This is a genomic window from Synechococcus sp. N32 (genome assembly GCF_900473895.1).
Classification (GTDB): domain Bacteria; phylum Cyanobacteriota; class Cyanobacteriia; order PCC-6307; family Cyanobiaceae; genus Parasynechococcus.
In genome coordinates this window covers 22,765-43,675 of the sequence record NZ_UCND01000014.1, presented here as the reverse complement: position 1 = coordinate 43,675, position 20,911 = coordinate 22,765, and the positions used below count along the sequence as shown (strand labels likewise).

The 20,911-nt window shown below is 61.1% G+C and carries 25 protein-coding genes and 1 tRNA gene; 12 read left to right on the top strand and 14 right to left on the bottom strand.

What is annotated here, in order from left to right; genetic code table 11:
* Positions 1–3 precede the first annotated feature (3 nt).
* The 4 genes from DXY35_RS07485 (at position 4) to DXY35_RS07470 (ending at position 3,307) form a co-directional block, all read left to right on the top strand.
* Positions 4–498, top strand: coding sequence for a CGLD27 family protein (locus DXY35_RS07485; protein WP_115081786.1), 495 nt, complete (start codon positions 4–6; stop codon positions 496–498).
* Positions 499–514: 16 nt separating this feature from the next.
* Positions 515–1,483 carry an asparaginase gene (locus DXY35_RS07480; protein WP_115081785.1) on the top strand — a complete coding sequence of 323 codons (969 nt, stop codon included), beginning with the start codon at positions 515–517 and terminating at the stop codon, positions 1,481–1,483.
* 45 nt (positions 1,484–1,528) lie between these two features.
* A tRNA-Met gene (locus tag DXY35_RS07475) sits at positions 1,529–1,605 on the top strand.
* A gap of 58 nt (positions 1,606–1,663) precedes the next feature.
* Positions 1,664–3,307, top strand: a complete 1,644-nt coding sequence (locus DXY35_RS07470; RefSeq protein ID WP_115081784.1) for a GMC oxidoreductase — start codon at positions 1,664–1,666, stop codon at positions 3,305–3,307.
* On the opposite strand, the gene DXY35_RS07465 is transcribed toward DXY35_RS07470, so the two are convergent.
* The 3 genes from DXY35_RS07465 to DXY35_RS07460 form a co-directional block, all read right to left on the bottom strand.
* Positions 3,288–3,554 (bottom strand): DUF2811 domain-containing protein, encoded by a 267-nt coding sequence (locus tag DXY35_RS07465; protein ID WP_115081922.1) that lies wholly within the window; start codon positions 3,552–3,554, stop codon positions 3,288–3,290. The two genes, DXY35_RS07470 and DXY35_RS07465, sit on opposite strands and share 20 nt — an antisense overlap.
* Before the next feature lie 208 nt (positions 3,555–3,762).
* Positions 3,763–3,918 carry a hypothetical protein gene (locus DXY35_RS12685; RefSeq protein WP_170950554.1) on the bottom strand — a complete coding sequence of 52 codons (156 nt, stop codon included), beginning with the start codon at positions 3,916–3,918 and terminating at the stop codon, positions 3,763–3,765.
* A 41-nt stretch (positions 3,919–3,959) separates the two neighbouring features.
* Positions 3,960–5,057, bottom strand: coding sequence for a sirohydrochlorin chelatase (locus DXY35_RS07460; protein WP_115081921.1), 1,098 nt, complete (start codon positions 5,055–5,057; stop codon positions 3,960–3,962).
* Positions 5,058–5,105: 48 nt separating this feature from the next.
* On the opposite strand from DXY35_RS07460, the gene DXY35_RS07455 reads away from it, so the two are divergent.
* A complete protein-coding gene (locus tag DXY35_RS07455; protein WP_115081783.1) occupies positions 5,106–6,311 on the top strand; it encodes an FAD-binding oxidoreductase in 1,206 nt (401 codons plus the stop codon).
* A 30-nt stretch (positions 6,312–6,341) separates the two neighbouring features.
* The gene (locus DXY35_RS07450; protein WP_115081782.1) at positions 6,342–7,904 is read left to right on the top strand and encodes a SulP family inorganic anion transporter; all 1,563 of its coding nucleotides are present in this window, start codon (positions 6,342–6,344) and stop codon (positions 7,902–7,904) included.
* A 59-nt stretch (positions 7,905–7,963) separates the two neighbouring features.
* On the opposite strand, the gene DXY35_RS07445 is transcribed toward DXY35_RS07450, so the two are convergent.
* Complete coding sequence (locus DXY35_RS07445) at positions 7,964–8,206, bottom strand: hypothetical protein (protein ID WP_115081781.1); 243 nt, start codon at positions 8,204–8,206, stop codon at positions 7,964–7,966.
* A 90-nt stretch (positions 8,207–8,296) separates the two neighbouring features.
* On the opposite strand from DXY35_RS07445, the gene DXY35_RS07440 reads away from it, so the two are divergent.
* Genes DXY35_RS07440 through DXY35_RS07425 form a run of 4 tightly spaced genes read left to right on the top strand, consistent with a single transcriptional unit; the run spans position 8,297 to position 11,962 of the window.
* On the top strand, positions 8,297–9,358 hold the full coding sequence (locus DXY35_RS07440) for an amino acid ABC transporter substrate-binding protein (protein ID WP_115081920.1): 1,062 nt from the start codon (positions 8,297–8,299) through the stop codon (positions 9,356–9,358).
* A complete protein-coding gene (locus DXY35_RS07435) occupies positions 9,358–10,248 on the top strand; it encodes an ABC transporter permease subunit (RefSeq protein WP_115081780.1) in 891 nt (296 codons plus the stop codon). The genes DXY35_RS07440 and DXY35_RS07435 overlap by 1 nt, the downstream gene beginning before the upstream one ends.
* Entirely contained in the window at positions 10,248–11,222 is a 975-nt protein-coding gene (locus tag DXY35_RS07430) for an amino acid ABC transporter permease (RefSeq protein WP_115081779.1), read from the top strand. Before DXY35_RS07435 ends, DXY35_RS07430 begins: the two co-directional genes overlap by 1 nt.
* On the top strand, positions 11,219–11,962 hold the full coding sequence (locus DXY35_RS07425; protein WP_115081778.1) for an amino acid ABC transporter ATP-binding protein: 744 nt from the start codon (positions 11,219–11,221) through the stop codon (positions 11,960–11,962). Before DXY35_RS07430 ends, DXY35_RS07425 begins: the two co-directional genes overlap by 4 nt.
* 27 nt (positions 11,963–11,989) lie before the next feature.
* Here the strand turns inward: DXY35_RS07425 and DXY35_RS07420 are convergent, their stop codons facing one another.
* From DXY35_RS07420 to DXY35_RS07410, 3 genes are all read right to left on the bottom strand, one after another.
* Positions 11,990–12,256 (bottom strand): hypothetical protein, encoded by a 267-nt coding sequence (locus DXY35_RS07420; RefSeq protein WP_170950553.1) that lies wholly within the window; start codon positions 12,254–12,256, stop codon positions 11,990–11,992.
* Positions 12,257–12,379: 123 nt separating this feature from the next.
* Positions 12,380–12,769 (bottom strand): AbrB family transcriptional regulator, encoded by a 390-nt coding sequence (locus tag DXY35_RS07415; protein ID WP_006849603.1) that lies wholly within the window; start codon positions 12,767–12,769, stop codon positions 12,380–12,382.
* Positions 12,770–12,960: 191 nt separating this feature from the next.
* Positions 12,961–13,152 carry a hypothetical protein gene (locus DXY35_RS07410; protein WP_115081919.1) on the bottom strand — a complete coding sequence of 64 codons (192 nt, stop codon included), beginning with the start codon at positions 13,150–13,152 and terminating at the stop codon, positions 12,961–12,963.
* A gap of 88 nt (positions 13,153–13,240) precedes the next feature.
* Here DXY35_RS07410 and DXY35_RS07405 point away from each other — a divergent pair, with 88 nt between their 5' ends.
* Positions 13,241–14,155: an AEC family transporter gene (locus DXY35_RS07405; protein WP_115081776.1), complete on the top strand. Its 915-nt coding sequence runs from the start codon at positions 13,241–13,243 to the stop codon at positions 14,153–14,155.
* Here DXY35_RS07405 and DXY35_RS07400 read toward each other — a convergent pair.
* The gene (locus DXY35_RS07400) at positions 14,146–14,730 is read right to left on the bottom strand and encodes an alpha-ketoglutarate-dependent dioxygenase AlkB (RefSeq protein WP_115081775.1); all 585 of its coding nucleotides are present in this window, start codon (positions 14,728–14,730) and stop codon (positions 14,146–14,148) included. The genes DXY35_RS07405 and DXY35_RS07400 overlap by 10 nt on opposite strands.
* 59 nt (positions 14,731–14,789) lie before the next feature.
* Between DXY35_RS07400 and DXY35_RS07395 the strand changes: the two genes are divergently transcribed.
* Positions 14,790–15,107: a hypothetical protein gene (locus DXY35_RS07395; RefSeq protein WP_115081774.1), complete on the top strand. Its 318-nt coding sequence runs from the start codon at positions 14,790–14,792 to the stop codon at positions 15,105–15,107.
* A gap of 26 nt (positions 15,108–15,133) precedes the next feature.
* Here DXY35_RS07395 and DXY35_RS07390 read toward each other — a convergent pair whose 3' ends face one another.
* Genes DXY35_RS07390 through DXY35_RS07365 form a run of 6 tightly spaced genes read right to left on the bottom strand, consistent with a single transcriptional unit; the run spans position 15,134 to position 20,853 of the window.
* Positions 15,134–16,027 carry a homoserine O-succinyltransferase gene (locus tag DXY35_RS07390; RefSeq protein ID WP_115081773.1) on the bottom strand — a complete coding sequence of 298 codons (894 nt, stop codon included), beginning with the start codon at positions 16,025–16,027 and terminating at the stop codon, positions 15,134–15,136.
* A gap of 17 nt (positions 16,028–16,044) precedes the next feature.
* Entirely contained in the window at positions 16,045–17,370 is a 1,326-nt protein-coding gene (locus DXY35_RS07385; protein ID WP_115081772.1) for an O-acetylhomoserine aminocarboxypropyltransferase/cysteine synthase family protein, read from the bottom strand.
* A gap of 28 nt (positions 17,371–17,398) precedes the next feature.
* Positions 17,399–18,070, bottom strand: coding sequence for a hypothetical protein (locus tag DXY35_RS07380; protein WP_114987875.1), 672 nt, complete (start codon positions 18,068–18,070; stop codon positions 17,399–17,401).
* A 43-nt stretch (positions 18,071–18,113) separates the two neighbouring features.
* Positions 18,114–19,118 (bottom strand): lytic transglycosylase domain-containing protein, encoded by a 1,005-nt coding sequence (locus DXY35_RS07375; protein WP_115081771.1) that lies wholly within the window; start codon positions 19,116–19,118, stop codon positions 18,114–18,116.
* 39 nt (positions 19,119–19,157) lie between these two features.
* Positions 19,158–19,733: a DOMON-like domain-containing protein gene (locus DXY35_RS07370; RefSeq protein WP_115081770.1), complete on the bottom strand. Its 576-nt coding sequence runs from the start codon at positions 19,731–19,733 to the stop codon at positions 19,158–19,160.
* 1 nt (position 19,734) lies between these two features.
* The gene (locus DXY35_RS07365) at positions 19,735–20,853 is read right to left on the bottom strand and encodes a phosphotransferase enzyme family protein (RefSeq protein ID WP_115081918.1); all 1,119 of its coding nucleotides are present in this window, start codon (positions 20,851–20,853) and stop codon (positions 19,735–19,737) included.
* Positions 20,854–20,911: the final 58 nt, after the last annotated feature.

Sequence of the window (20,911 nt, the reverse complement as noted above, 5' to 3'; positions counted from 1 at the left end):
TCCATGCCAGAAGCGGTGTCTTGCCCCGTTCCACCGGAGCAGCGGCCTCTTGAGGAGTTTCAACAGCTCTGCGAGTCGTGGTTCTTCTCCTGGCCAGCGGGTCAGGAACCTCGCCTGAGTCAACGCCTTGTGGGCTTCTGGCTGCTCATGCTGCCGGTGTGCAGCCTGATCGCTAGTGGGAGCTGGACCCTGAAGCAGGATCCTCCCCGGCTCCTGGCCGCAGCCGCTGTGGCCGCTCTTGTGCTTCCCCTGCTGTTGCTGGTTCGGCAATGGCTGGGCTGGACCTACGTCATGCAGCGGCTTCTGCGTGAGTCCGTCGACTACGAGGAATCCGGTTGGTACGACGGGCAGACCTGGGAAAAGCCTCTGTCTTGGCGGGAACGTGACATGCTGGTGGCCCGGCATGAGGTTCGTCCGATCCTGGGTCGTCTGGGACGGGCCATGGCCACCTCAGCGGGTTTGATGCTGGCCGGTGCCAGTCTCTGTCAGGCTCTCTGAACCAATCGGGGTTCCGATGACTTTGCCCTCGGGCTTCAGCCCTGCAGCCCGGTCCGGGTCAGCCCCACTTGAGGTCTGCTTGCGGCGTGGATCGATCACGGAATCGGTGCACCGTGTTCATGCCGTGGTCTGTGATGGCCGAGGAAGGGTGCTGATGTCGGCAGGAAATCCCGGCATGGAAAGCTTCATTCGTTCGGCACTGAAGCCTTTTCAGGCCCTGCCGTTTCTCAGCAGTGGTACCGCCGACCAGCTGGATGTTGATGAACGGGGCATCGCCATCAGTTGCGCGTCCCATGCGGGCACCAATGCTCACGCCCGGGAAGCCTTCCGGTTGCTCTGGAAAGCGGAGTTGGACAGCGCATCACTTCAATGCCCTGTGCCGAATGGGGCTGACAGTCCGCTTCAGCACAACTGTTCCGGCAAGCACGCTGCCTTCCTGGCCACCAGCCGAAAGATGGGCTGGCCGATCGAGACCTATCTCCAGCAAGACCACCCGCTGCAGGTCGAAGTGAACCGCAGGGTCGCTGAACTGATCGGCTTGCCTGCTGAGGAATTGGTTGCCGAACGGGATGACTGTGGCGCTCCCACCCTGGTGTTGCAGTTGGCGCAGATGGCCTTGCTCTATGCCCATCTCGGTGCTTCACAACATGCCGAACTCGAGCAGATCAGTCGGGCGATGCTGAGTCATCCCGACCTTGTGGCCGGTGAAGGTCGTTTCGACACCGAGCTGATGCGGCGCAGCCACGGTCAGGTCTTGAGCAAGGGCGGTGCAGAGGGCATTCAATGTCTCAGCCGTGTTGGTGAAGGTCTCGGAGTAGCCATCAAGGTCGAAGACGGCTCCCGTCGTGCCAAGCAAGCGGTTGCCCTGCACCTGTTGCGTCAGCTCGAGTGGCTCACACCCATGGGGCTTGACGAGCTCGATGAGCAGGTGCTGGTCGTGAACCCGAGCGTCAAGCTCAGCGTGTCCGGTGCCTTGCAGTCGTGACTTTGCTGTCACCTGCGACACCGACATGTATGATTTTTGGGTCGCCGCGGGGTAGAGCAGTCTGGTAGCTCGTCGGGCTCATAACCCGAAGGTCGGGAGTTCAAATCTCCCCCCCGCCACCAATTCTGATTGAATCAACGATCTCCCTTCTGGGAGATTTTTTTTGTCTGTCGTACCTCCATGAGCAGTCGCTCCATGAACTGCGATGGCCCCTGGGACGCCATTGTTGTTGGCTCGGGAGCGAGTGGCGGCGTAGCCGCCATGACCCTGGCTGAAGCAGGAGCACGAGTGCTTGTGGTGGAGGCAGGACCTGACCTCAACAGCACGCAGGCCTTCGGGGCTGAACCGGGAAATCTGCTGCGCCGGATCGTGGGCCTGACCAGCGGCAGCCATCGCCAGCAGTCCCAGCATCCCGGCTACTGGAAAGCCAACCCTCGTCTGTATGCCGACGAGCGTCTGCATCCCTATGAGCACCCGGCGGATCAGCCGTTTCTGTGGACGCGAGGCCTGCAGGTTGGCGGCCGCAGTCTCACCTGGGGTGGTATCACCCTGCGTCTCTCGGATGAGGATCTGGGCGGTGTGGATGTGGAGGGTGAACAGGTCCGTTGGCCGTTACGCAGCGGTGAGCTGACACCGCACTACGCCGAACTGGAGCGCTGGCTGGGCGTTCATGGTGGGCGCGATGGTTTGCAGCATCTGCCGGACGGTGAAACGCAACCGGCTCTGGCAGCGACGCCCGCGGAACAGCGTTTTGCTGAAGCTGTGCGGCAACGGTTGGGCTATCCCGTGATTCCCTCAAGGGGGTTTGGTCCGGCGCCGCAGGGAGAGGATCCTGCCTGGCCCCGCTCCAGCAGTCGTGGCAGCAGCCTTCCTCGCGCCATGGCCACAGGACGCACCCAGCTGCTCTCTGCGCATCTGGTGGAGCATCTGTTGATGGATGCCGCTGGAGATAAAGCCGTTGGTGTGGTTGCCGTTGACCAATCCAATGGCAACCGCAGGGAGTTGAAGGCGGATCTCGTCGTCCTGGCTGCTTCCACGATTCAGACCGTCTCCATCCTGTTGCGCTCCCGTCGTGGGGAGCAGAGCAACGGTCTGGACGACCCTTCAGGACGACTGGGCACACGCTTGATGGACCATGTCTCCACATCGCAGTTTTTTGCCTTCCCCGAGAATGTTCAGGGGGATCAGCCCATGCTCACGGGGGCTGGAAGTTTTTTTGTTCCGTTTGGCCGACACCTGCCATCGGCTGATTTTCAGGGCGGCTATGGCCTCTGGGGTGGCATTGGACGGTTTGATCCGCCGCGATGGTTACGGCGTCGCCCTTCAAGCATCACCGGGTTCCTGATAGGTCATGGCGAAGTTCTTCCCAGGGCTGACAACAGGGTGACCCTGAGTGAGCGCACGGATCGCTGGGGCGTGCGTGTTCCCTCGATTGCCTGCCGTTGGAGCAGCAATGAACTGGCCATGGTGAGGCACATGCGCGCCTCGATCCAGGCCTGCATTGCCGCCGCCGGAGGCGAAGCCAAATCGATCAAAGACCTCTTTCACCTCCCCTTGGTTGAACCTTTCCTGGAGGGTGCTGTCGCTCTTTCTGAAGGTGCAGCCCCCCCGGGGTATTACATCCATGAGGTGGGAGGGGCTGCGATGGGGGGAAGCGAGACCAGCAGCGTCGTTGATTCCTCCAACCGTCTTTGGCGTGCGCCCAACGTTCTTGTGGTGGATGGCGCCTGTTGGCCGACGTCGGCCTGGCAGAGCCCAACGCTCACGATGATGGCCTTGAGCCGTCGGGCCTGCCTGCTGGCCCTCAGTGGTCGGGGCGGATGAACAGATCGTCGAGATAGCGCTCGGTCACGGCGCGGTCGTCACAGCCGTTCTGAAACAGGAAGTGGGCAAGAGCAGAACTCATCACGCGGTATTGGTCCCAGGTGGGGTGCTCCCCGATGAAATCCTTCATGCCTCGATACAGCACCTCGGGAATTTCCGTCTCAAGACTCACGTAGCTGGCTTTTGAAGCAGTACCGCGCTCCGTGGTTCCCATTTCATGGCATCGCTCGAGGTGATTTCGATCCATTCCGCCAGCTTGTCCCTGTCCAACGCCCACCAAGAAAGCCACACAACCGGCGCTTGCGTCAAAGCCGTCAGCATTTGTTGAATTGCGGGTGAGACGAGATGAGACAGCAGTCTATGACTGGGTTTGAGAGTATGGGAAGTGACGAGGTGCGGTTGCTCTAGGTCGAATAGACGGTCTGTCAACCCGGCGGAACGATTCTCTCGGAAATTCACAGGTTGACCGTCACAGCCGGCAAGCCAACGTCAGCCTGTGGAAAACTCCGTTGTTTTTTGGGGAAAAAGAGGGTGAACCTTGGCGGAGCAATTTCAATAAGAAAACCTGATCTTTGCTTCGTCGCTGCTGTCGCTTTCGAGAACCGTGTCATCGGCGACAAGCCAGCTGCAGGTTCTCTTTGGATCCATGGAATCAATCTTTAGGAGCCCCGTTGTTGCGCTTCAACGTGGTAGGCCCCAGGGGATGGTCGGCATGGGGATAAGGGGGGTGATGGTGGTCATGGCTGTGGTCCGACCCATGGCTGTGGTCTGAAGGGTGGCTGTGGTCATGGCCAATCGGGATGCCGTCGGGTTGGCAGGCACCCGTGCATTCCAATTCGCAAAGCGTGCAGCTTTCCGCAAGGCCTTCCACATGGTGGTGGTGGCTTTCCTGGGCGCGTCCCACGTCCTGTTCGAAGCCCAGCACCTGGGCGCGGTACTTGCAGAGCGAGCAGTTCATGGCGGTGTCCCCCCGCAACACCTCCTCGACCCGTTCTTTGAAGGTGTCCACTACCAGGGTGTGGTCGCCCAGATAGCCCGCAGAGAGAAACTCCACCTCGGGATGATCGGCAGCCACCAGCTCGGTGTGTTGGCGGATTCGGCTCACCAGAACCCCTGAAAAGAGGAAATAGGGCACAACCACCATCCGGCGGAAGCCCAGTTTCACGGCGTGACGCAGCCCCGGCTCCACCAGGGGGAAGGTCACGCCCGAATACACCGTTTCTCCCCAGCCGAAACCAAATCCTTCCACTAGCAACCGCGTCACCTTGGCCACGTTGGAGTTGGCGTCTGGATCCGAGGAGCCTCGACCCACCACCACCAGCAGGGTTTCGGCCAGGGGAACGTCATGCTTCGCCGCATCCAGGCACTCCTGAACGCGAGCCCCGGCGGCCGACACCATCAACCGGTCCACCCCCAGCTCCCGGCCGTAATCGATCGGTAACCCCGTTTCGGTCGTGTACGTGTTCAGAACGGAGGGGATGTCGTTCTTGGCATGCCCCGCTGCGAAAAGCATGGCGGGAATGGCCAGCACCTTGGTGACGCCTTTCTCGCGGAGCGCTTCAAGACCATCCCGAATGATGGGACGGGCAAATTCCAGGTAGCCGTGTTCCACCGGCATCGGGGCCAGCCGAGGCCGCAGGGCGTCCACCATCTGGGCGAACTCTTCAACAGCCAGTCGGTTGCGACTCCCGTGGCCGCAGATCAGAACGCCAAGACGCTCGTTGCCGGTTTCCGCTTGCTGTTCGGCCAAAAGGTCGCTCTGCTGTTCCAATGGTTTGACGATATCGGTCGCATCGCAATGGATTCAGACCGTCCCGTTTTCTTCAATGCGCAGGCGGCTGATGCGAGGCGATCCGGTCTGGTCTCCCCTCGACCAGCGGAGTTGGCGGAGTTGGTTCAGAACTGGTCCGGTCCCCGGCCGCTGCGTCTCTGTGGCGGGGGCACCACATCTCGGGCCGCCGTGGCCGACCACTGGACCCTGGATCTGCAAACCCATTTCCAAAGTGTGGAGTGGCAACCCGCGGATCAGTCGGTCTGGATTGGCGCGGGCTGCCGCATGGGAGACGTGCTGGAGGTCTTGCTTCCCCACGGCCGAACCGTGGCGGCTGGTTTGTCGGGTCTGCCTGGGCTTGGCTATGTGCTCACGGGTGGTATGGGACCGCTGAGCCGGCAGGTGGGGCTTGCTGTGGATCAAGTGCTCGAGATCCATGGGGTCTGGGGTGATGGCAGCCCCTTTGCTCTGTCTCGGGTTGAGGATGCCGGTTCGCTGGAGTGGAGAGGTCTCTGCGGAGCAGCCCCGTTTCTGGGGGTGGTGAGCGCGCTGCGCATGGCCACCCAGCCGCTCCTGCCGCTGTGGGTGGAGCAATGCGTGGTGGCTCCGGATCAACTGCCTGAACTCATGCTCATGGCCGAAGCGTCAAACGCCAGCACCAGTCTGCAGTGGCATTGGGAGAGGGCTGACGCGGTGCAGTTGCTCCGGATTGCCGATGCCCCCTGGACCGGTGCGCAGAAGATTGAAGGCTTGCACCAGCTCCCACCCTTGCGGGGATCGGCTCCGATGCCTTCGCGATCTCACACGGAGGTGGTTGGCTTGCTGGGGCCGGCAGCTGCTGAGCTCTGGGGGGTCGTGATGCCGGATTTATGCCGTTTGCTGCAGCATCGTCCTCATCCCTTCTGCAGCCTGGCCTGTCAGCAGCTGGGGGCGGCAACGCAACAGGTTGCCGCGGAGGCCAGCTCGTTCGTGCATCGCACTGCCGAGTGGAAGCCCTGGATCACCGCCGCCTGGACTCCTGGAGATGCCCTGGGCCAGAGACGCAGTCTTGCTTGGTTGGAGGGGGTCTGGCAGGTTCTTCAGTCGGTCTGCCCTGGTGTGCATCTGGCGCAGTTTCATGACCATCTGCCCTTCCATCACAAGGAGTTGGAGGCGGCGTTCGGCCCCTGGTTGCCCGAGTTGCGAAAGCTGAAACAGCGCTTGGATCCAGCAGGCACCCTGCCGACGCTCTGATTTACGGTCGCTCCTAATCGGCATCCTTTGATGGCCAAACGATCCAGCCCAACCCTGGTGAATCAGTGGTTGGCCAACCCCAGCAAAGATCTGCTCTCGGGTCTGGTGGTGGCTTTCGCGATGATTCCCGAGGCCATTGCCTTCTCGGGGATCGCTGGGGTGGACCCCAAAGTGGGCCTGTTCGGAGCCTTCTGCCTGTCGCTGACCATCGCCGTCGTGGGTGGTCGCATGGCCATGATCACCTCAGCCACGGGCTCCACCGCCCTGCTGATGACAGGCCTTGTGGCCACCGGTGAAGCCCGGGGACCAGGCCTGGGGGTCCAGTACCTGATGGTGGCGGGGCTGGTGACGGGGCTGCTGCAGATCCTCTGGGGGTATCTGCGTCTTGCGTATCAGATGCGCTTTGTTCCCCAAGGGGTGCTGAGCGGCTTCGTTAATGCGCTGGCCTTGCTGATTTTTCAGGCCCAGCTGCCCCAGCTCGGTTTCAACCTGCACGCTGGAGATGGTGACCATGGGGCCTCGTCGTTGCTCCCCCACGGGGGCCAGATCCCCGTCGTCTGGGGCTTGGTCCTGCTGGGCCTGGTGATCATCTACGGCCTTCCCCGGATCACCCGGGTGGTGCCTTCACAGCTGGTGGCCATCATCGTGTTGACCGCGATCAGCGTGGGATTCAGCTTCGACATCCCCACGGTCAGCAGCCTCGGCACCCTTCCTGCAGGTCTGCCCTCCTTCAGCCTTCCCTTTGGTGAAGGGGGTGTTCCCTTCAGTCTGGACACCCTTGGCTTGGTGCTTCCCACCGCCTTGGCCATCTCTTTGGTGGGTCTGATGGAAACCTTCCTGACCCAGGACATCCTCGACGACAAGACCGACACCACCACCAACAAAAACGTTGAGGCCCGGGGCCAGGGCATCGCCAACATCGTTTCCTCCCTGTTCGGTGGCATGGCCGGTTGTGCCCTGGTGGGTCAGTCCGTGATGAATGTGGACAACGGCGGCCGCACTCGACTGTCCACCCTGTTCTCGGGGGTGAGCCTGCTGGCGATGATCCTGCTGGCTGGGCCCTGGCTCAAGCAAATTCCGATGGCGGCTTTGGTGGCCGTGATGATCAGCATTGCTGTCAGCACTGCTGACATCAACGGTCTGCGCAACCTGCGTCGCATCCCCAAGAGCGACACCTCGGTGATGCTGATGACCTTTGCCGTCACCATGCTCACCACCCCGCACAACCTCGCCCTTGGCGTGTTGGCAGGCGTGGCGCTGGCAGGAATTCTTTTCAGTCGCAAGGTGGCCAAGGTGATTCAGGTGGAGGCCGTCGAGATCAGCGATCAGGAGCGGTTGTACCGGGTGCAGGGGCAGCTGTTTTTTGTCAGCAAGGTGTACTTCCTCCAGGGATTTGATCTTCACGACCATCCCGAGCGCATCACGGTTGACCTCTCCCAAGCCCACATCTGGGACCAGAGCGGCGTGGCTGCGCTGGATCAGGTCATCCGCAAATACCGCAGCGGTGGATCTGTTGTCAGCGTGATTGGCCTGAACGAGGAAAGCCTTGATCTGTTCGAGCGGATCGGTGGTCAGGAATCAGCCCATGCATGAGCCTCGGCTTGGTTGGCAAGACAGGCCCTGAGGTCTTGGCGCATCGCCATGAGCCGCTGCTAGATCTGCAAGTCCTCAGGGTTGGTCTCGACATACCGCTCGGTGACGTCGTTGCTGATGCTCATCAACAGGCAAAGGGTTTGAACATCACCGCCAGCCCGCTGCTGAGCACTCTCTAGAAGGAAGCCCAACAGCGCCATCTTATTGTTGTAGGTCCCACGGTCGTGCTCGTCCCCCGCGACAGCACAGGGAGTCGCGCTTCCAGCGATCAGTCCGGCCAAAAGGCAGGCCCAGACCTTCATTGCAGCCAGGCTGACTGCCGTGAACGTAGGTCGGATGTGGGGGATGTGCTGGGGATCTGGGACAATCCCACCCGATCCGTACCAATGCTGATGTTCCGATCCAGTTCACGTGTTCTGATCGTTGCGTTGGCCGGGTTGTCCTCATTCCTGGCGTCCTGCGCGTCACTGGACAGCGCAGCTGGCTCGCGTCTGGATCTGGTCAAAGCGCGTGGTGAGGTGCTTTGTGGGGTGAGCGGCAAGATTCCAGGCTTCAGTTTTCTCAGTCCTGATGGTCGTTACACCGGCCTGGATGTCGACATCTGCCGTGCCATGGCTGCCGCTTTCGTTGGTGATGCCGAGAAGGTTCAATACCGGCCTTTAACCGCGCCCGAGCGGTTCACGGCCTTGCGATCGGGCGAGATCGATCTGCTGTCTCGCAACACCACCCACACCCTCAGCCGCGATGCGGTGGGGGGCAATGGGCTGCGCTTTGGACCTGTTGTGTTCCATGACGGACAGGGCTTGATGGTGAATGCCGCCAGCGGAGTGCGTTCGCTGGCTGACTTGAGCGGCAAGTCCATTTGCGTGGGATCGGGCACCACAACCGAGCAAAACCTCAACGACGCCTTCGCCTCCGAGGGGCTTCCCTACACACCGATCAAATATCAAGATCTCAATCAGGTGGTGGGCGGCTACCTCCAGGGGCGCTGCGCAGCCATGACGTCTGATCGCTCGCAACTGGCGGCGGCACGCTCAGGGTTCAGTGATCCCCAGGCGCATCAGATCCTCGACGACCGGATCAGCAAGGAGCCTCTGGCTCCAGCTGTGGTGGGTGGGGATCAGCCCATGGGTGATGCCATGACCTGGGTGATCAACGCTCTGATCGAAGCCGAGGAACGGGGCATCACCCAAGCCAATGTTGATGCGGTGGTGAAGCAAGCCTCAGCCGACCCCTCCCAGACCGCTCTGCGGCGTTTCCTGGGGGTGGACCCAGGTCTGGGTCGCAAACTCGGACTCGCCGATGACTTTGTTGTTCAGGTGATCCGTGCCACCGGCAATTACGGCGAGATCTACAACCGCCATCTCGGACCCGACAGTGCCGTGGCGATTCCCCGGGGGGCGAACCGGCTGTCCGGTGAAGGTGGTTTGATGATTTCCCCACCGTTCACCTGATGCGGCAGCGTCGTCTCCTGGTTCAGGTTGCTGTCGCCGCCGTACTGCTGGGCCTTGTGGCTCTGCTGGTTAACAATCTGGCGGTCAACCTGATTCGAACGGGCTTGGGACTGGGTTTTGGCTGGCTGGGCCGACCCGCTGGTTTTGCTCTGGCGGAAACACCTCTCCCCTATGCCCCATCTGATAGCTACCTCTGGGCCCTGACCATTGGTTGGCTGAACAGCCTCAAGGTGATCGCGGCTGGCCTGGTCTTGGCCACTGGCCTGGGTGTGGCTGCCGGTGCAGCCCGCGGTAGCAACAACCGTCTGCTGCGCAGCCTGGCCGGAAGCTACGTGGCCTTGATTCGTCAGATTCCTCTGCTGCTGCAGTTGCTGTTCTGGTATTTCGTTGCCTTCCTTGGCCTTCCCTCGGTGCCGATCGGTGGGTTGATCCGGCTTTCGAATCAGGGCATTCAGCTGTTGGGCCTGAACCTCAGCGTTGAATTTTGTGCGGTTCTTGTGGGGCTCACGGTGTTCACGGGTGCATCGATTGCCGAGATCGTGCGCGGTGGCATCAATGCGGTGCCGCGGGGCCAGTGGGAGGCCTTCCGCAGCCTTGGGCTTGGAGAAGGGCTTGGGCTGCGTCGGATTGTGTTGCCTCAGGCCCTGCCGGCGATTCTTCCTGCGCTCACGAGCCAGTACCTCAATCTCGCCAAGAACAGCACCCTGGCCATTGCCGTGGGCTACGCCGATCTCTACGCCGTCAGTGACACCACCATCACCCAAACCGGCCGCGCCATTGAGGGCTTCCTGCTGTTGTTGCTCAGCTTTCTGCTTCTCAATTTGTTGATCAGCGGCGGCATGGCTGCCTTGAACCGTGCCGTGCTGGGTCGTCTGAACAGGAGCCGCTGATGAACCGTTGGTTGGATCGCGGGATCACCCTGCTGCTGCTGGTTCTGCTCGGATGGGCTGGCTGGTCCATGCTGCATTGGCTGCTGGTGGCAGCCGACTGGTCTGTGGTGACCACCAATCTCCCGCTGTATGCGGTGGGCAGTTTCCCTGCGGATCAACGCTGGCGTCCGTTGCTGTGGATGGCAGCACTGATCACGCTGACGCTGCTGACCCTCACTGGTCCGAAGCGTGGCTGGGTTCGCCGTTGGTTGCCGTTGGTCTGGATCGCGATGGCACCGCTGGGGCTCTGGCTGTTGGCCGGAGGTTTGGGTCTGCTGCCGGTGGGGACGCGCAGTTGGGGTGGTCTGACACTCACGCTGCTGCTCACGGGAGGCAGTGGAGCTTTGGCGCTTCCGTTGGGGATCCTCCTGGCCCTCGGCCGGCGCAGTGAGCTGCCGGTGCTGCGTTGGAGCAGCGCCGCCTACATCGAGTTGATGCGGGCTGTGCCCTTGATTGCGGTTCTGTTCTTTGGACAACTGCTGATCCCGTTATTCCTGCCGCCAGGCCTTGAGATCAATCGGGTTCTGCGGGCGGTTGTGGCCTTCGCCTTGTTTGCAGCGGCCTACATCGCAGAGGATGTGCGCGGTGGTCTGCAGGCGATTCCGCCCACCCAGCGGGAAGCTGCAGCTGTGCTCGGGCTGTCGCCACGCCAAGTGCTGCAACTGGTGGTGCTGCCTCAGGCGCTGCGGGTTGCACTTCCATCGCTCACCAATCAGGCGGTGGGTCTGCTGCAAAACACAAGCCTGATGGCCATTCTCGGTTTGGTGGAATTGCTGGGCATCAGCCGCAGCCTCTTGGCGAATCCGGCTTTCATCGGCCGTTATCTGGAGGTCTACCTCTGGCTTGCTGCGGTTTACTGGCTGGCGTGTACCGCCATGGCGCTGCTGGCCCGCCACCTGGAAGTTCAGCTTGACCCTGCCCGCTCCGCTTCATGACTGTCGCCATTCGTGCCACTGATCTGGTCAAGAGCTATTCCCAAGGGGTTCGAGCTCTCGATGGCGTCACCCTTGAGGTGAACAGCGGCGAAGTGCTGGTGGTGATGGGGCCTTCCGGCTCCGGCAAGAGCACGCTGATTCGTACGTTCAACGGTCTGGAGTCGCTGGATGGCGGAGCCTTGGATGTGCTCGGGTTTCCCTTGGACGCCACCCATGGGGAACGTCAGGTGCGGGAGATCCGCAAGCGCGTGGGGATGGTGTTTCAGCAGTTCAACCTTTTCCCTCACCTTTCCATCCTCGACAACATCACCCTTGCCCCGATCAAGGTGCAACAGCGTGCCAAGGCGGCTGCCGAGCAGCGGGCAATGGATCTCCTTGACCAGATGGGCATTCGCGAGCAGGCCCACAAGTACCCGGCGCAGCTCAGCGGTGGTCAGCAGCAGCGGGTGGCGATCGCCCGGGCTCTGGCCCTGGATCCTGAGGTGATGCTGTTCGATGAGCCCACCAGTGCCTTGGATCCGGAGCGGGTGAAGGAGGTGTTGGATGCGATGCGCCAGCTGGCGAAAGGCGGTATGACGATGGTGGTGGTCACCCACGAACTGGGCTTTGCCCGTGAGGTGGCGGATCGGGTGATGTTCATGGATCGGGGCCAGGTGGTGGAGACCTCCGATCCCGAGACCTTTTTCAGCAATGCCAGGGAGGAACGCAGCCGCAGGTTCCTCAATCAGATGCAGCACTGAACGGTTTGCCCAACCGTGTGACGTGCTTCAGGCCGATTGACGTTCTCTCCAAGCCTCAGTGGGCTTTCGGCTGTGCTTGCCCTGCCAACGGAAGTAGGCCGTCACGCAGATCAGCCAAAACGCCACAAAAGCAAGGGTCAGCGCCAGTCCGTGCATCCGAAAGAAGGTCAGCACGACATGGATGGATAGGGCGACTGAGCCCCCCAACAGAAACGTATTGCTCAGGAACGAAGCGACGGTTGCCTTGAAGGATTTCAACTCTGTCGCGCCAATCCGGTTCACATTACCGAGCAACAATTGTGATGCCAGCCCCAGTGTGGCCGCCTCAGGGCCTCGGTTGCTTCGTTGCGAAAAAAAAGCCCCTCCGGGTAGGGGAGGGGCTGTAAGGAATTCAGCTTGGGGTGATGGATCAGTTGATCACTCGTCAACCTGGTCGGCAGCTTCGCTGTGCTCCGCAGCTGCACCCGTCGGGATCAGACGGATGGCTTTCTTGCCGAGCTTGATTTCGAACTCGTCGCCGGGTTCGAGGTTCAGCATGGCGGTGTAAGCCTTGCCGATCAGCAGATTGCCATTGCCTTGAACTTTGGCGATGTAGCTCAGTTTGCGACCACCTTTGCCAATCGCAGCACCACCGCTGCTCAGATTCACGCCCTTGGCCTCGAGCAGGGCCTCGTAGAACGCTGTGAAATTCAGGCGATCGCCACCATCTTTCTTGTCAGAGACGTATCCGCAAGCTCTCACCAGATCGGATTTGGAAACATCTCCAAGTTCTTTGACCTTGGCAAGCAGCTCGGAACCGGTCAGCATTTTAAATGCGTCTCAATGGATACATAGTTCATAACTGGTTGGCTGGCTGGATGTCAATCAATCGAGCCGATATTGCCAAGGCTCAGTGCTTTGAAAGGTTTGTATCTAGGGATGCGTCTCTGTGGTCTGGCTTTTGAGACTGCTCTACTGCGATGAAGCTTGCGGGCTGATGTTGAGGCGTCCTCAGTGGTTTAAACCTCAGCACTGTCTGAGGGTTCAGAAACGATCGTGTACTCGACACGATCATCATCAGAGCAGCAAAAATCCCCGTAGTAACGCTCGAGTTCATCGTAGGCAGCGTTGTAGCTGTCAAAGCGCAGCCTTGTCAGCTGATCTTCTGATTGATCACTGCGCACGATGCGATGGCGTGAAGCTGGTTGCATCAGCTGAATCCACGCGGCCAATCAAAAGTCAGATTAAGCCTGGGGCTGAGGCATCAGTTACCACAGCTTTCTAGGGTCGATTGATCTGATGCAGCTGTCAATTCTTCGGTTCTTGCTGGAGCTTGTGCCCTCCCTTCTGATTGGGTTCTGGGCTGGTCGTCGCCATGAAACCCTGTCCACTCGCTTGGCCGCACCGCTGGTGAGGTTCGGTGTGCCGATCAGTGTGATGGGCCTGCTGTTGAAGGGTGGCCTCAGCGGCGACATGTTGCAGGCCGCAGGCCTTGCGGTGTTTGCCATGGGTCTTGTTCTGCTGGGGGCCGCGCGCCTGCCGGGATTGGCTGAGCTGGCGTCTCCCACGCTGCGGCTTGGCAGCTGCACTGGAAACACGGCCTATTTCGGGGTTCCTCTCGCCCTGGCTTTCCTTCCCGATGAGGCTCTGCCCATCAGCATTGGCTACGACCTCGGGGCGACTCTGCTGGTCTGGAGCCTGGGGCCGCTGCTGATCGGGGGGCAGGTGGATGGTCCCCAACGCTTGCGAGGGTTGCTCAGCAGTGTTGCTGGGAGTCCAGCAACCCGCGGGCTCATCGGAGCTTTGCTGGTTCAGGCGACCCCATGGTCTGCATCGGTGGCCGATGCGCTGTGGTGGCCTTCACGCTGCGTGATTGTGCTGGCTCTGATGGTGGTGGGCATGCGCCTGGGCAGCATTCATCGCCAGGGCATTGCGCCGGAGGCACGTCCTCTGAAGCTGCTGAAGCCACTGGTGGCCAAGCTGCTGCTCTACCCATTGCTGCTTTGGCTTCTGGCGTCTCTGCTGCAGTTCAAGCCTTTGATGGTTCAGGCGGTTGCTCTGCAAGGCGCCGCGCCGACGGCAATCTCTCTTTTGCTCATTGCAGAATCAGTGGGTGCTGATCAGGAGATGGCCGCAGGGCTGGTGTTTTGGAGCACCTTGCTGGCCTTAATCACAGCGCCTGCATGGGGTGTGCTGTTGCGATCTCAGTTCTGAAAACGGCGAAAGGTGAGGTTGATGCGGGTGCTCTGCACTTTGCGCCGCTGAGGAACACTGTGCATCCATCGGCTCTGACAGCCCGGGTGCATCACCAGAAGGTCACCATCGGCCAACGGCAGAGACATTTTTAGGTGTGCAGTTGTGCGGTGGCGGAGCTGAAAATCCCGCGTTGCCCCGAGTGAAAGGGAGGCAATCGGAGCCCGCTGATCAATTGCCGGTTCGTCATCGGCGTGCCAACCCATGCGGTCATCGCCATGGCGATACCAATTGAGCAGGCATCCGTTGAAATTGGTCTCACAGGCTTCATTCACCTGGTGCAGCAATGGCTTGAACCATGCAGGCCAGCCATCACCGGTGTGAATGGCACCGCTGTAGCGGTAGTGAATTCCTTCATTGGCAAGAAACACCGTCAGTCGGGGCACCGGGTGGCGCTTCCCATAGACCTGAACCACGGGCTGCTCCCACTGGAGCTGGTGTTCAAGCTGTGCTTGCCAGTGCCTGGCAAGCTCTGGCTTCAGCCAACCCTCATGCAGGGACCAGTCCGTTTCAGCTGCAGCTGGATGGATGGTCATTCGTGACGTCGGATGACGAGGTTGGTTCGATTCCGTGACTGTCCCATACATTCGGTGGGATGGGAGCCCGAATCACCCAAGACGAATTTCTCAAGCGCGCCGTGCAGCGCTTCGGTGATCAATTCGATTACAGCTTGATCCGTTGGCGCAGTTACAAGAGTCCTGTTCAAATCCGTTGCAACGCCCATCCGGTTCAACCGATCACGATCACACCGGAAAAGCATCTGCAAACCCTGGGTGGATGCCGTCATTGCCTTCGCGAGAGACGCATCGCCTCGCTGGAGCGGGAACTCAATCGCAAATCCGCTGAGCGTCCAGAGGCCGTCGCTCAGGAGCCTTCGGCCAATCTGGAACCCACTCCGAAACGACACAGCTAAGGGGGTGTTGCTGCAACCAAGCCTGATCAGGCTTTGAGGCTGACCCGCTGATAGCAGAACCAGAGCCACTGCTGGAACAGAAGGTTCCGGTGGGAGCGCCAGAGGGTCTGGGGTTGGACCGCATCGAAATTTTCGGGCGGCGGAACATCTCCGCGGGCTCGGTCGCGTTCCATTTCTCCGAGGATCCGCCCCACGTTGTACTCGGGGTGGCCGAGGTGCATCAGCTGCCGCTGATCCGGTGTCTCGAAAATGGTGTAGCCCACCTGTTCGCCATGGGCGAGCAAGCGAAGACGTCCGTCCCGTTCGGCGGCTTCCATCGCGGCATCCGGCAGCCCGGCATGACGGCTCTGGGGGCAGACGAAATGGTCGTCCTGGGTTCCCATCAATGGATGCCCCGGCACCAGGCTGCGCATCGGGTAGATCCCGAAAAGCTTCTGCTGGAAGGCCACCTTGTCGACGCCCGCAAGGTATGCGAGGGCGAAACCGGCCCAGCACAGTCCGAGGGTGCTGGCACAGGTGCTGCGCGCTTCCTCAATCAACTGGACCAGTTCGTTCCAGTAACTGACCTGTTCAAAGGGCAGGTGTTCCACGGGGGCACCGGTGATGATCAAGCCATCCAGAGGACCCTGGGACAAGGCTTCATCCCAGGTCACATAGAGCTGGTCGAGATGGTTCTGATCCCAGCTCTTGTAGGCGTGGGAGTTGAGGCGAATCCAAATCGGTTCGATCTGCAGCACCGATAGGCCCAGCGGATGCAGCAGGTTGAACTCGTACTGCTTGCCCAGCGGCATGATGTTCAAGATGCCGATCCGCAGGGGCCGGATGTCCTGGCGTTCAGCCTGTTCGGGCTCAATCCAGGAAATCCGGTTGCGTTCAACCTCCGCGATTTTGTGGTAACTGCCAGGAAGGATCAGCGCCATGGAAGCTGGGACGTCATTCAGCTGAGAACGGCGAGGGCCTGTTCGAAGTCGGCCTTGATGTCGTCGATGTGCTCGAGTCCGACGGAGACCCGCACCATCGTGGGGGTCACGCCAGCCGAAGCTTGTTCCGCCTCACTGAGTTGTTGGTGTGTCGTGGACGCGGGGTGAATCACCAGCGTTTTGGCATCGCCCACGTTGGCGAGGTGGCTGGCCAGCTTGAGGCTGTCGATGAAGCGAACCGCATCGTCGTAGCCACCGTTGAGGGAGAACATAAGCATGCATCCCATGCCACGGCCTGTCAGGTATTTCTTCGCGGCAGCGTTGTAAGGATCACTGGCCAGACCGGGATAGCTCACATGGGCGATGGCGGGATGGTCCTGTAGCCAGGTGGCCAGCGCCATGGCGTTTTCGGTGTGGCGCTCAACGCGCAGGCTCAGGGTTTCCAGACCCTGCAGCAGCAGGAAGCTGTTGAACGGACTGACGGCCGGCCCCCAATCCCGCAGGCCCTCCACCCGGGCCCGCAGGGCGAAGGCGATGTTGCGGTCATCGGGCAAGCCAAGCATTTTGCAAACGTCACTGCCGAAGCCAAAGGCATCCCAGTGCACCAAGCCGTGATAAGCCGCGCTGGGCTGGCTCATCAACGGGAACTTGCCGTTGCCCCAGTTGAAGGTGCCGGCGTCCACGATCACGCCCCCCAGGCTGGTGCCGTGGCCCCCGATCCACTTGGTCGCACTTTCAACGACCACATCAGCGCCGTGGTCAATGGGTCGCAGCAGAGCTCCACAGGCTCCGAGGGTGTTGTCGACGATTAAGGGGATACCTTTCTCTTTGGCAAGCGCTGAAAGACCCTCAAAGTCGGGAATGTTGAAGCGGGGATTTCCCATCGCTTCCACGTAGAGCGCCTTGGTGTTGTCGTCGATTTGCGCTGCAAAACTCGCGACGTCGTCGCCTTCGGCAAAGCGCACGTCAATTCCCAAGCGAGGGAACTGCACCTTGAACTGGTTGTAGGTGCCGCCGTACAGGTAAGACGTTGAAACGAAGTTGTCTCCCGCCTGCATGCAGTTGGTGATCGCCAGGAACTGAGCCGACTGGCCTGAGGCTGTCGCCAGTGCGGCCACCCCGCCTTCAAGGGCGGCGACGCGTTTTTCAAACACGTCGGTGGTGGGGTTCATCAGGCGGGTGTAGATGTTCCCGAATTCCTTCAGACCGAAGAGGTTGGCTCCGTGTTCGGCGTCATTGAAGACGTAGGAGCTGGTCTGATAGATGGGAACCGCCCGCGAGTTGGTTGCACTATCCGGGGACTGCCCGGCGTGCAGCTGCAGGGTCTCGAAGCGGTGAGACATGGTCTTCGGCGGGGCCACTGCCCCAGTTCTAGTCGTCAGAGAGCTCGGGTTTGTCGGTTTCCGCCAAAGAAGGGAATGTGTTGCGGATCACCTCTTGAATATCGCGGTGCGCTTCGCTGCGGAATCCAGCCACGCCATCGGCGCTGAGCAGGGGATAGGTGCGATCACTGGCATCCACCTCGCGCAGATGCTTCCAGCGGTTGCTGCTGTCTTCTGCTTTCAGCGCAATCAGGGGCGCCTGAAAGTCGTAGGCCTTGGTGTTGCCGAGAGCAGCCACTTGGGCCGTGAGCTTTTCACGCACAGGGCTGAGGGCTTTGGCTTTCAACGTGTCGGGCAAGCCGAGCACGGGCTCGTAATGGTCGAGCAAACGGAGTTCAGCCTCCAGCAGCACCGGCCATGCTCCGCGCTCACCGTCGCCAAGGCCCATCCCCGCCTCGGCTTCGGTCATCGCATCGAGATGGAAGCGCAGCCAGCGGTAGTAGGTCTTGTCTTTGATGGATTTCTTGGCGGCGGCCCGTCCGGTCACAATCGCCGGCAGAGCTTTTTCGGCTTTGCGCAGGAACAGGCGATCCTCCCGTTCCAAATTCATGGCCCCCCAGCGCTGCCGGTATTCCCACAGCTCGACGTAGCGAGCCACATCCGCCTCGGACCAGCCGAGACCCTTCAGTTCATCACCGCGATGGGAGGTTTCCTTGGACACCCGCTTCCTGGATCACGCCAGGTCTCAGCGTAGGTGTCGATGCTCACCCGTTTGGTGATCTGCTGGCTGGGTTGGCTTGCAGATGCTGCTCAACCGTGACGCGCTGCGGTTGGTTGTAACCCACCGGCAGCCAAAGATCACCGGCCGCTGCATTGAAGTGGATCTCCCAGTGATACAGGCCGGTGTAGGCCGCAGGGTCCTCCTTCATCAGTGAGGCATAGAGCAGCACGGCGCGGCCGTAGTAATCGCTGTTGTTGTAGCCCCAGAGGCCGCGGCGAATGTCCTGCAGTCCGCCCCGCCTCACCAGGTAACGCGCTGCTGCCTGGATGGCGTCGTGGGGATCGCGGATGTTCCCGGCGCCAATCCCCGGTTCTGCCCAGGTGGTGGGCAGGAACTGCATCGGGCCCTGGGCATTGGCCACGGAGATGCCATCGATGCGTCCCATGCCGGTTTCCACGAGGTTCACAGCCGCCAGAACCTCCCATTCGATTCCTGTCGCTGCCTCGGCCTTGCGGTAATAGCTGAGCAGATTCGTCGCTGGTTCGGGCTGGATGATCCGCCAGGCGGGGAGCATCGTCGGTCCACGGCCGCGGCTCATGCGAACGAATTCACGCCGTGCTGCCAGGTGGCGTTCCGCCACGCTGCGCCAGCGCGGGGGTAACGCGTCAACGACCTGCTGAGATCTGGGTTGGTCCGTCGACAAGACCCGGTAGATCACCTGTTGTTGGTGGCCAAGATCGGGCAGGGCCTCGGCCGCTGTGGCGGGATCCCTCAGCGCCTGTTCAACGGCCGCCAGCAGTGTTGCCAGCTCGGCTGGCTCAGCGGGCACAAGGGGGTACTGCCGGCCGTCTTTGGTTGTCGGTTGGCTGGCCTGGGCAGGAAGCAGCACAGGTGATTTCACCCCTGGCTTGCTGACAGCCTGCTTGGAAGTAGCTTGCTTGGAAACAATGGCCTCGGCTGCGGCCTGCGGCTGTTTGGGTCTCAGCCACAGCCCTGCCAGCAGGCTTGCCGTGATGGCCGAGACAACAAGCACATTGCGGCTGCGCATGGTGGGGCAGGGGCGCTTTGTCGACCCTACCGGTGCGGTTCAGGCGGCAAGAAAGGTGCTGCGGTCGTGAAAGTCGGCCTTGGGGCCGTGGCGGAGGGCCCAATGGCTCAGCCCCTCCTGTCCACGGTCAATCACGGCTGTCAGTGCCAGGTCCGGGCAGACGTCTGGTGTCCACCAGGGCTCCAATGCAATATGGGCGTCGAGCCGCAGTTGGTGCAACCCACGTTGCAGCCGCACCGTTGGGGGTGTGCTCAGTTCCTGCTGCGTTTGTCCACTGCGGTAGCCATCGAAGCGATAGAGCGCCCAATCGCCATTGGCAGCCAGATTCACTTCCCAGTAACGCTGCTCCCCGGGGGCAGCGATGAAGGCTTCAAAGCAGGTGGTGGTCCAGAGCTCATCTTTGCGCTGCCCCTGTTGGGGCCCATCGTTCAGCCCTGCCGGCAGCTTCAGGACGCCAATGCCCTTGGCCGCGCGGGCCAGAACCCCATAGCTGAGTTCCAGCCAACCCTCGCGCCTCCACACCAGCTCAGCGCTGATCTGGACCCCAGCTGGAATGGACCGTTCAAAGGGAATCAGGCGGCAGGCCTGACGCAGCATCACGGCAGAACGCGCCATCTCAGAGGTTTGGACTTGGCTGCTGCTTCAGCCGCGCAACCAGTTGCTCCAGCGCGTTGAACTGCTGCTCCACCGCTTCGGTAAGTCGGAACTGCACCAGGGCCCGTTGCAGGTTGTGCCCAGGTCGATCGCAGCGGAAATACACATCGCCCTCCAGGTGATCCGTGAGAAAGCGCAGGCCAAGCTCCAGGGGGATCAGGCGGATGCAGTGGGGCAGATAGTGCAGGTCCCAGTCACTCAGGAACCCACCAGCAACGGAGAGATAGCCCGTGAGGATCGCCTCACAGAGCTCCATATCGAAGTTCACATCGTCGAGGCAAAGGGTTTCCTCACCGGCTGGATTGCAGCAGGAGCGCACACAGTCGCCGATGTCGTAGTGAACGAGCCCTGGTTTGACGGTGTCCAAATCGATCAGACCGATCGCCTGGCCGCTGTCCTCATCGATCATCACGTTGTTGATCTTGGGGTCCCCATGGATGGGTCGGTGATGGAGTTCACCGCGGCTGAGCGCTGCTTCCAGCACATCGACGCCCTGACGACGTGCCTCGATGAACGCGCAGGCGTCACGTTCGGCAGGCCCAAGGCGGTCTGTGGCTTTGGCGACCGCATCGAAGTGTTGGAGGTAGGCCGGCGTGACGTGGAAATTCTCGAGGGTGTCCGCCAGTTGATTGATGGGCAGATCGCTGATCAGGTGGTGGAACATTCCCAGCCCGTAGCCCACTTCCTGGGCATGGGCACTGTCCCGGATGACATCGCTGGTGGTCGCCGCACCGATATATGTGATCGAGCGCCAGAACTCTCCGTTCTGTTCGATCCAGGGGGAGGCCTCTCGCCGACAGGGAACCACCCTGGGCACTTCCCAGCGCCGCCCCTTCAATTGTGGGGGTGGAGAGGCGAGACGGCGTTCCATGTGGTCGCCCAGGGCCTGCAGGTTCTGCATCACCAGGTCAGGCCGATCGAACACGTTTGTGTTCAGGCGTTGCATGACGAACGCGCCGTCCCGTCCCTCGTGGGTCACGAGGAACGTTTCGTTGACGTTGCCCGAACCAAGGGAACGGATGGCTTTGATCCCCTTACGAGGATGGAAGCGATCGGCGATGGCTTCCAGGGCCTCGGTCATGAACGGTCGCATGGGTCTCACATGGCACCTTGCCGTTCTTCCGGTGCCTTGCCCCGTT

What these genes read in the sequence shown, in the direction of transcription:
- DXY35_RS07430 (WP_115081779.1), top strand. Translation starts at nt 10,248, where the DNA reads ATGAACCGTTGGTTGGATCGCGGGATCACCCTGCTGCTGCTGGTTCTG.
- DXY35_RS07450 (WP_115081782.1), top strand. Translation starts at nt 6,342, where the DNA reads ATGGCCAAACGATCCAGCCCAACCCTGGTGAATCAGTGGTTGGCCAAC.
- DXY35_RS07485 (WP_115081786.1), top strand. Translation starts at nt 4, where the DNA reads ATGCCAGAAGCGGTGTCTTGCCCCGTTCCACCGGAGCAGCGGCCTCTT.
- DXY35_RS07425 (WP_115081778.1), top strand. Translation starts at nt 11,219, where the DNA reads ATGACTGTCGCCATTCGTGCCACTGATCTGGTCAAGAGCTATTCCCAA.
- DXY35_RS07390 (WP_115081773.1), bottom strand. Translation starts at nt 16,027, where the DNA reads ATGGCGCTGATCCTTCCTGGCAGTTACCACAAAATCGCGGAGGTTGAA.
- DXY35_RS07440 (WP_115081920.1), top strand. Translation starts at nt 8,297, where the DNA reads ATGTTCCGATCCAGTTCACGTGTTCTGATCGTTGCGTTGGCCGGGTTG.
- DXY35_RS07465 (WP_115081922.1), bottom strand. Translation starts at nt 3,554, where the DNA reads ATGGATCGAAATCACCTCGAGCGATGCCATGAAATGGGAACCACGGAG.
- DXY35_RS07405 (WP_115081776.1), top strand. Translation starts at nt 13,241, where the DNA reads ATGCAGCTGTCAATTCTTCGGTTCTTGCTGGAGCTTGTGCCCTCCCTT.
- DXY35_RS07365 (WP_115081918.1), bottom strand. Translation starts at nt 20,853, where the DNA reads ATGACCGAGGCCCTGGAAGCCATCGCCGATCGCTTCCATCCTCGTAAG.
- DXY35_RS07400 (WP_115081775.1), bottom strand. Translation starts at nt 14,730, where the DNA reads ATGACCATCCATCCAGCTGCAGCTGAAACGGACTGGTCCCTGCATGAG.
- DXY35_RS07480 (WP_115081785.1), top strand. Translation starts at nt 515, where the DNA reads ATGACTTTGCCCTCGGGCTTCAGCCCTGCAGCCCGGTCCGGGTCAGCC.
- DXY35_RS07370 (WP_115081770.1), bottom strand. Translation starts at nt 19,733, where the DNA reads ATGGCGCGTTCTGCCGTGATGCTGCGTCAGGCCTGCCGCCTGATTCCC.
- DXY35_RS07385 (WP_115081772.1), bottom strand. Translation starts at nt 17,370, where the DNA reads ATGTCTCACCGCTTCGAGACCCTGCAGCTGCACGCCGGGCAGTCCCCG.
- DXY35_RS07470 (WP_115081784.1), top strand. Translation starts at nt 1,664, where the DNA reads ATGAGCAGTCGCTCCATGAACTGCGATGGCCCCTGGGACGCCATTGTT.
- DXY35_RS07445 (WP_115081781.1), bottom strand. Translation starts at nt 8,206, where the DNA reads ATGAAGGTCTGGGCCTGCCTTTTGGCCGGACTGATCGCTGGAAGCGCG.
- DXY35_RS07435 (WP_115081780.1), top strand. Translation starts at nt 9,358, where the DNA reads ATGCGGCAGCGTCGTCTCCTGGTTCAGGTTGCTGTCGCCGCCGTACTG.
- DXY35_RS07395 (WP_115081774.1), top strand. Translation starts at nt 14,790, where the DNA reads ATGGGAGCCCGAATCACCCAAGACGAATTTCTCAAGCGCGCCGTGCAG.
- DXY35_RS07455 (WP_115081783.1), top strand. Translation starts at nt 5,106, where the DNA reads ATGGATTCAGACCGTCCCGTTTTCTTCAATGCGCAGGCGGCTGATGCG.
- DXY35_RS07375 (WP_115081771.1), bottom strand. Translation starts at nt 19,118, where the DNA reads ATGCGCAGCCGCAATGTGCTTGTTGTCTCGGCCATCACGGCAAGCCTG.
- DXY35_RS07410 (WP_115081919.1), bottom strand. Translation starts at nt 13,152, where the DNA reads ATGCAACCAGCTTCACGCCATCGCATCGTGCGCAGTGATCAATCAGAA.
- DXY35_RS12685 (WP_170950554.1), bottom strand. Translation starts at nt 3,918, where the DNA reads ATGACACGGTTCTCGAAAGCGACAGCAGCGACGAAGCAAAGATCAGGT.
- DXY35_RS07415 (WP_006849603.1), bottom strand. Translation starts at nt 12,769, where the DNA reads ATGCTGACCGGTTCCGAGCTGCTTGCCAAGGTCAAAGAACTTGGAGAT.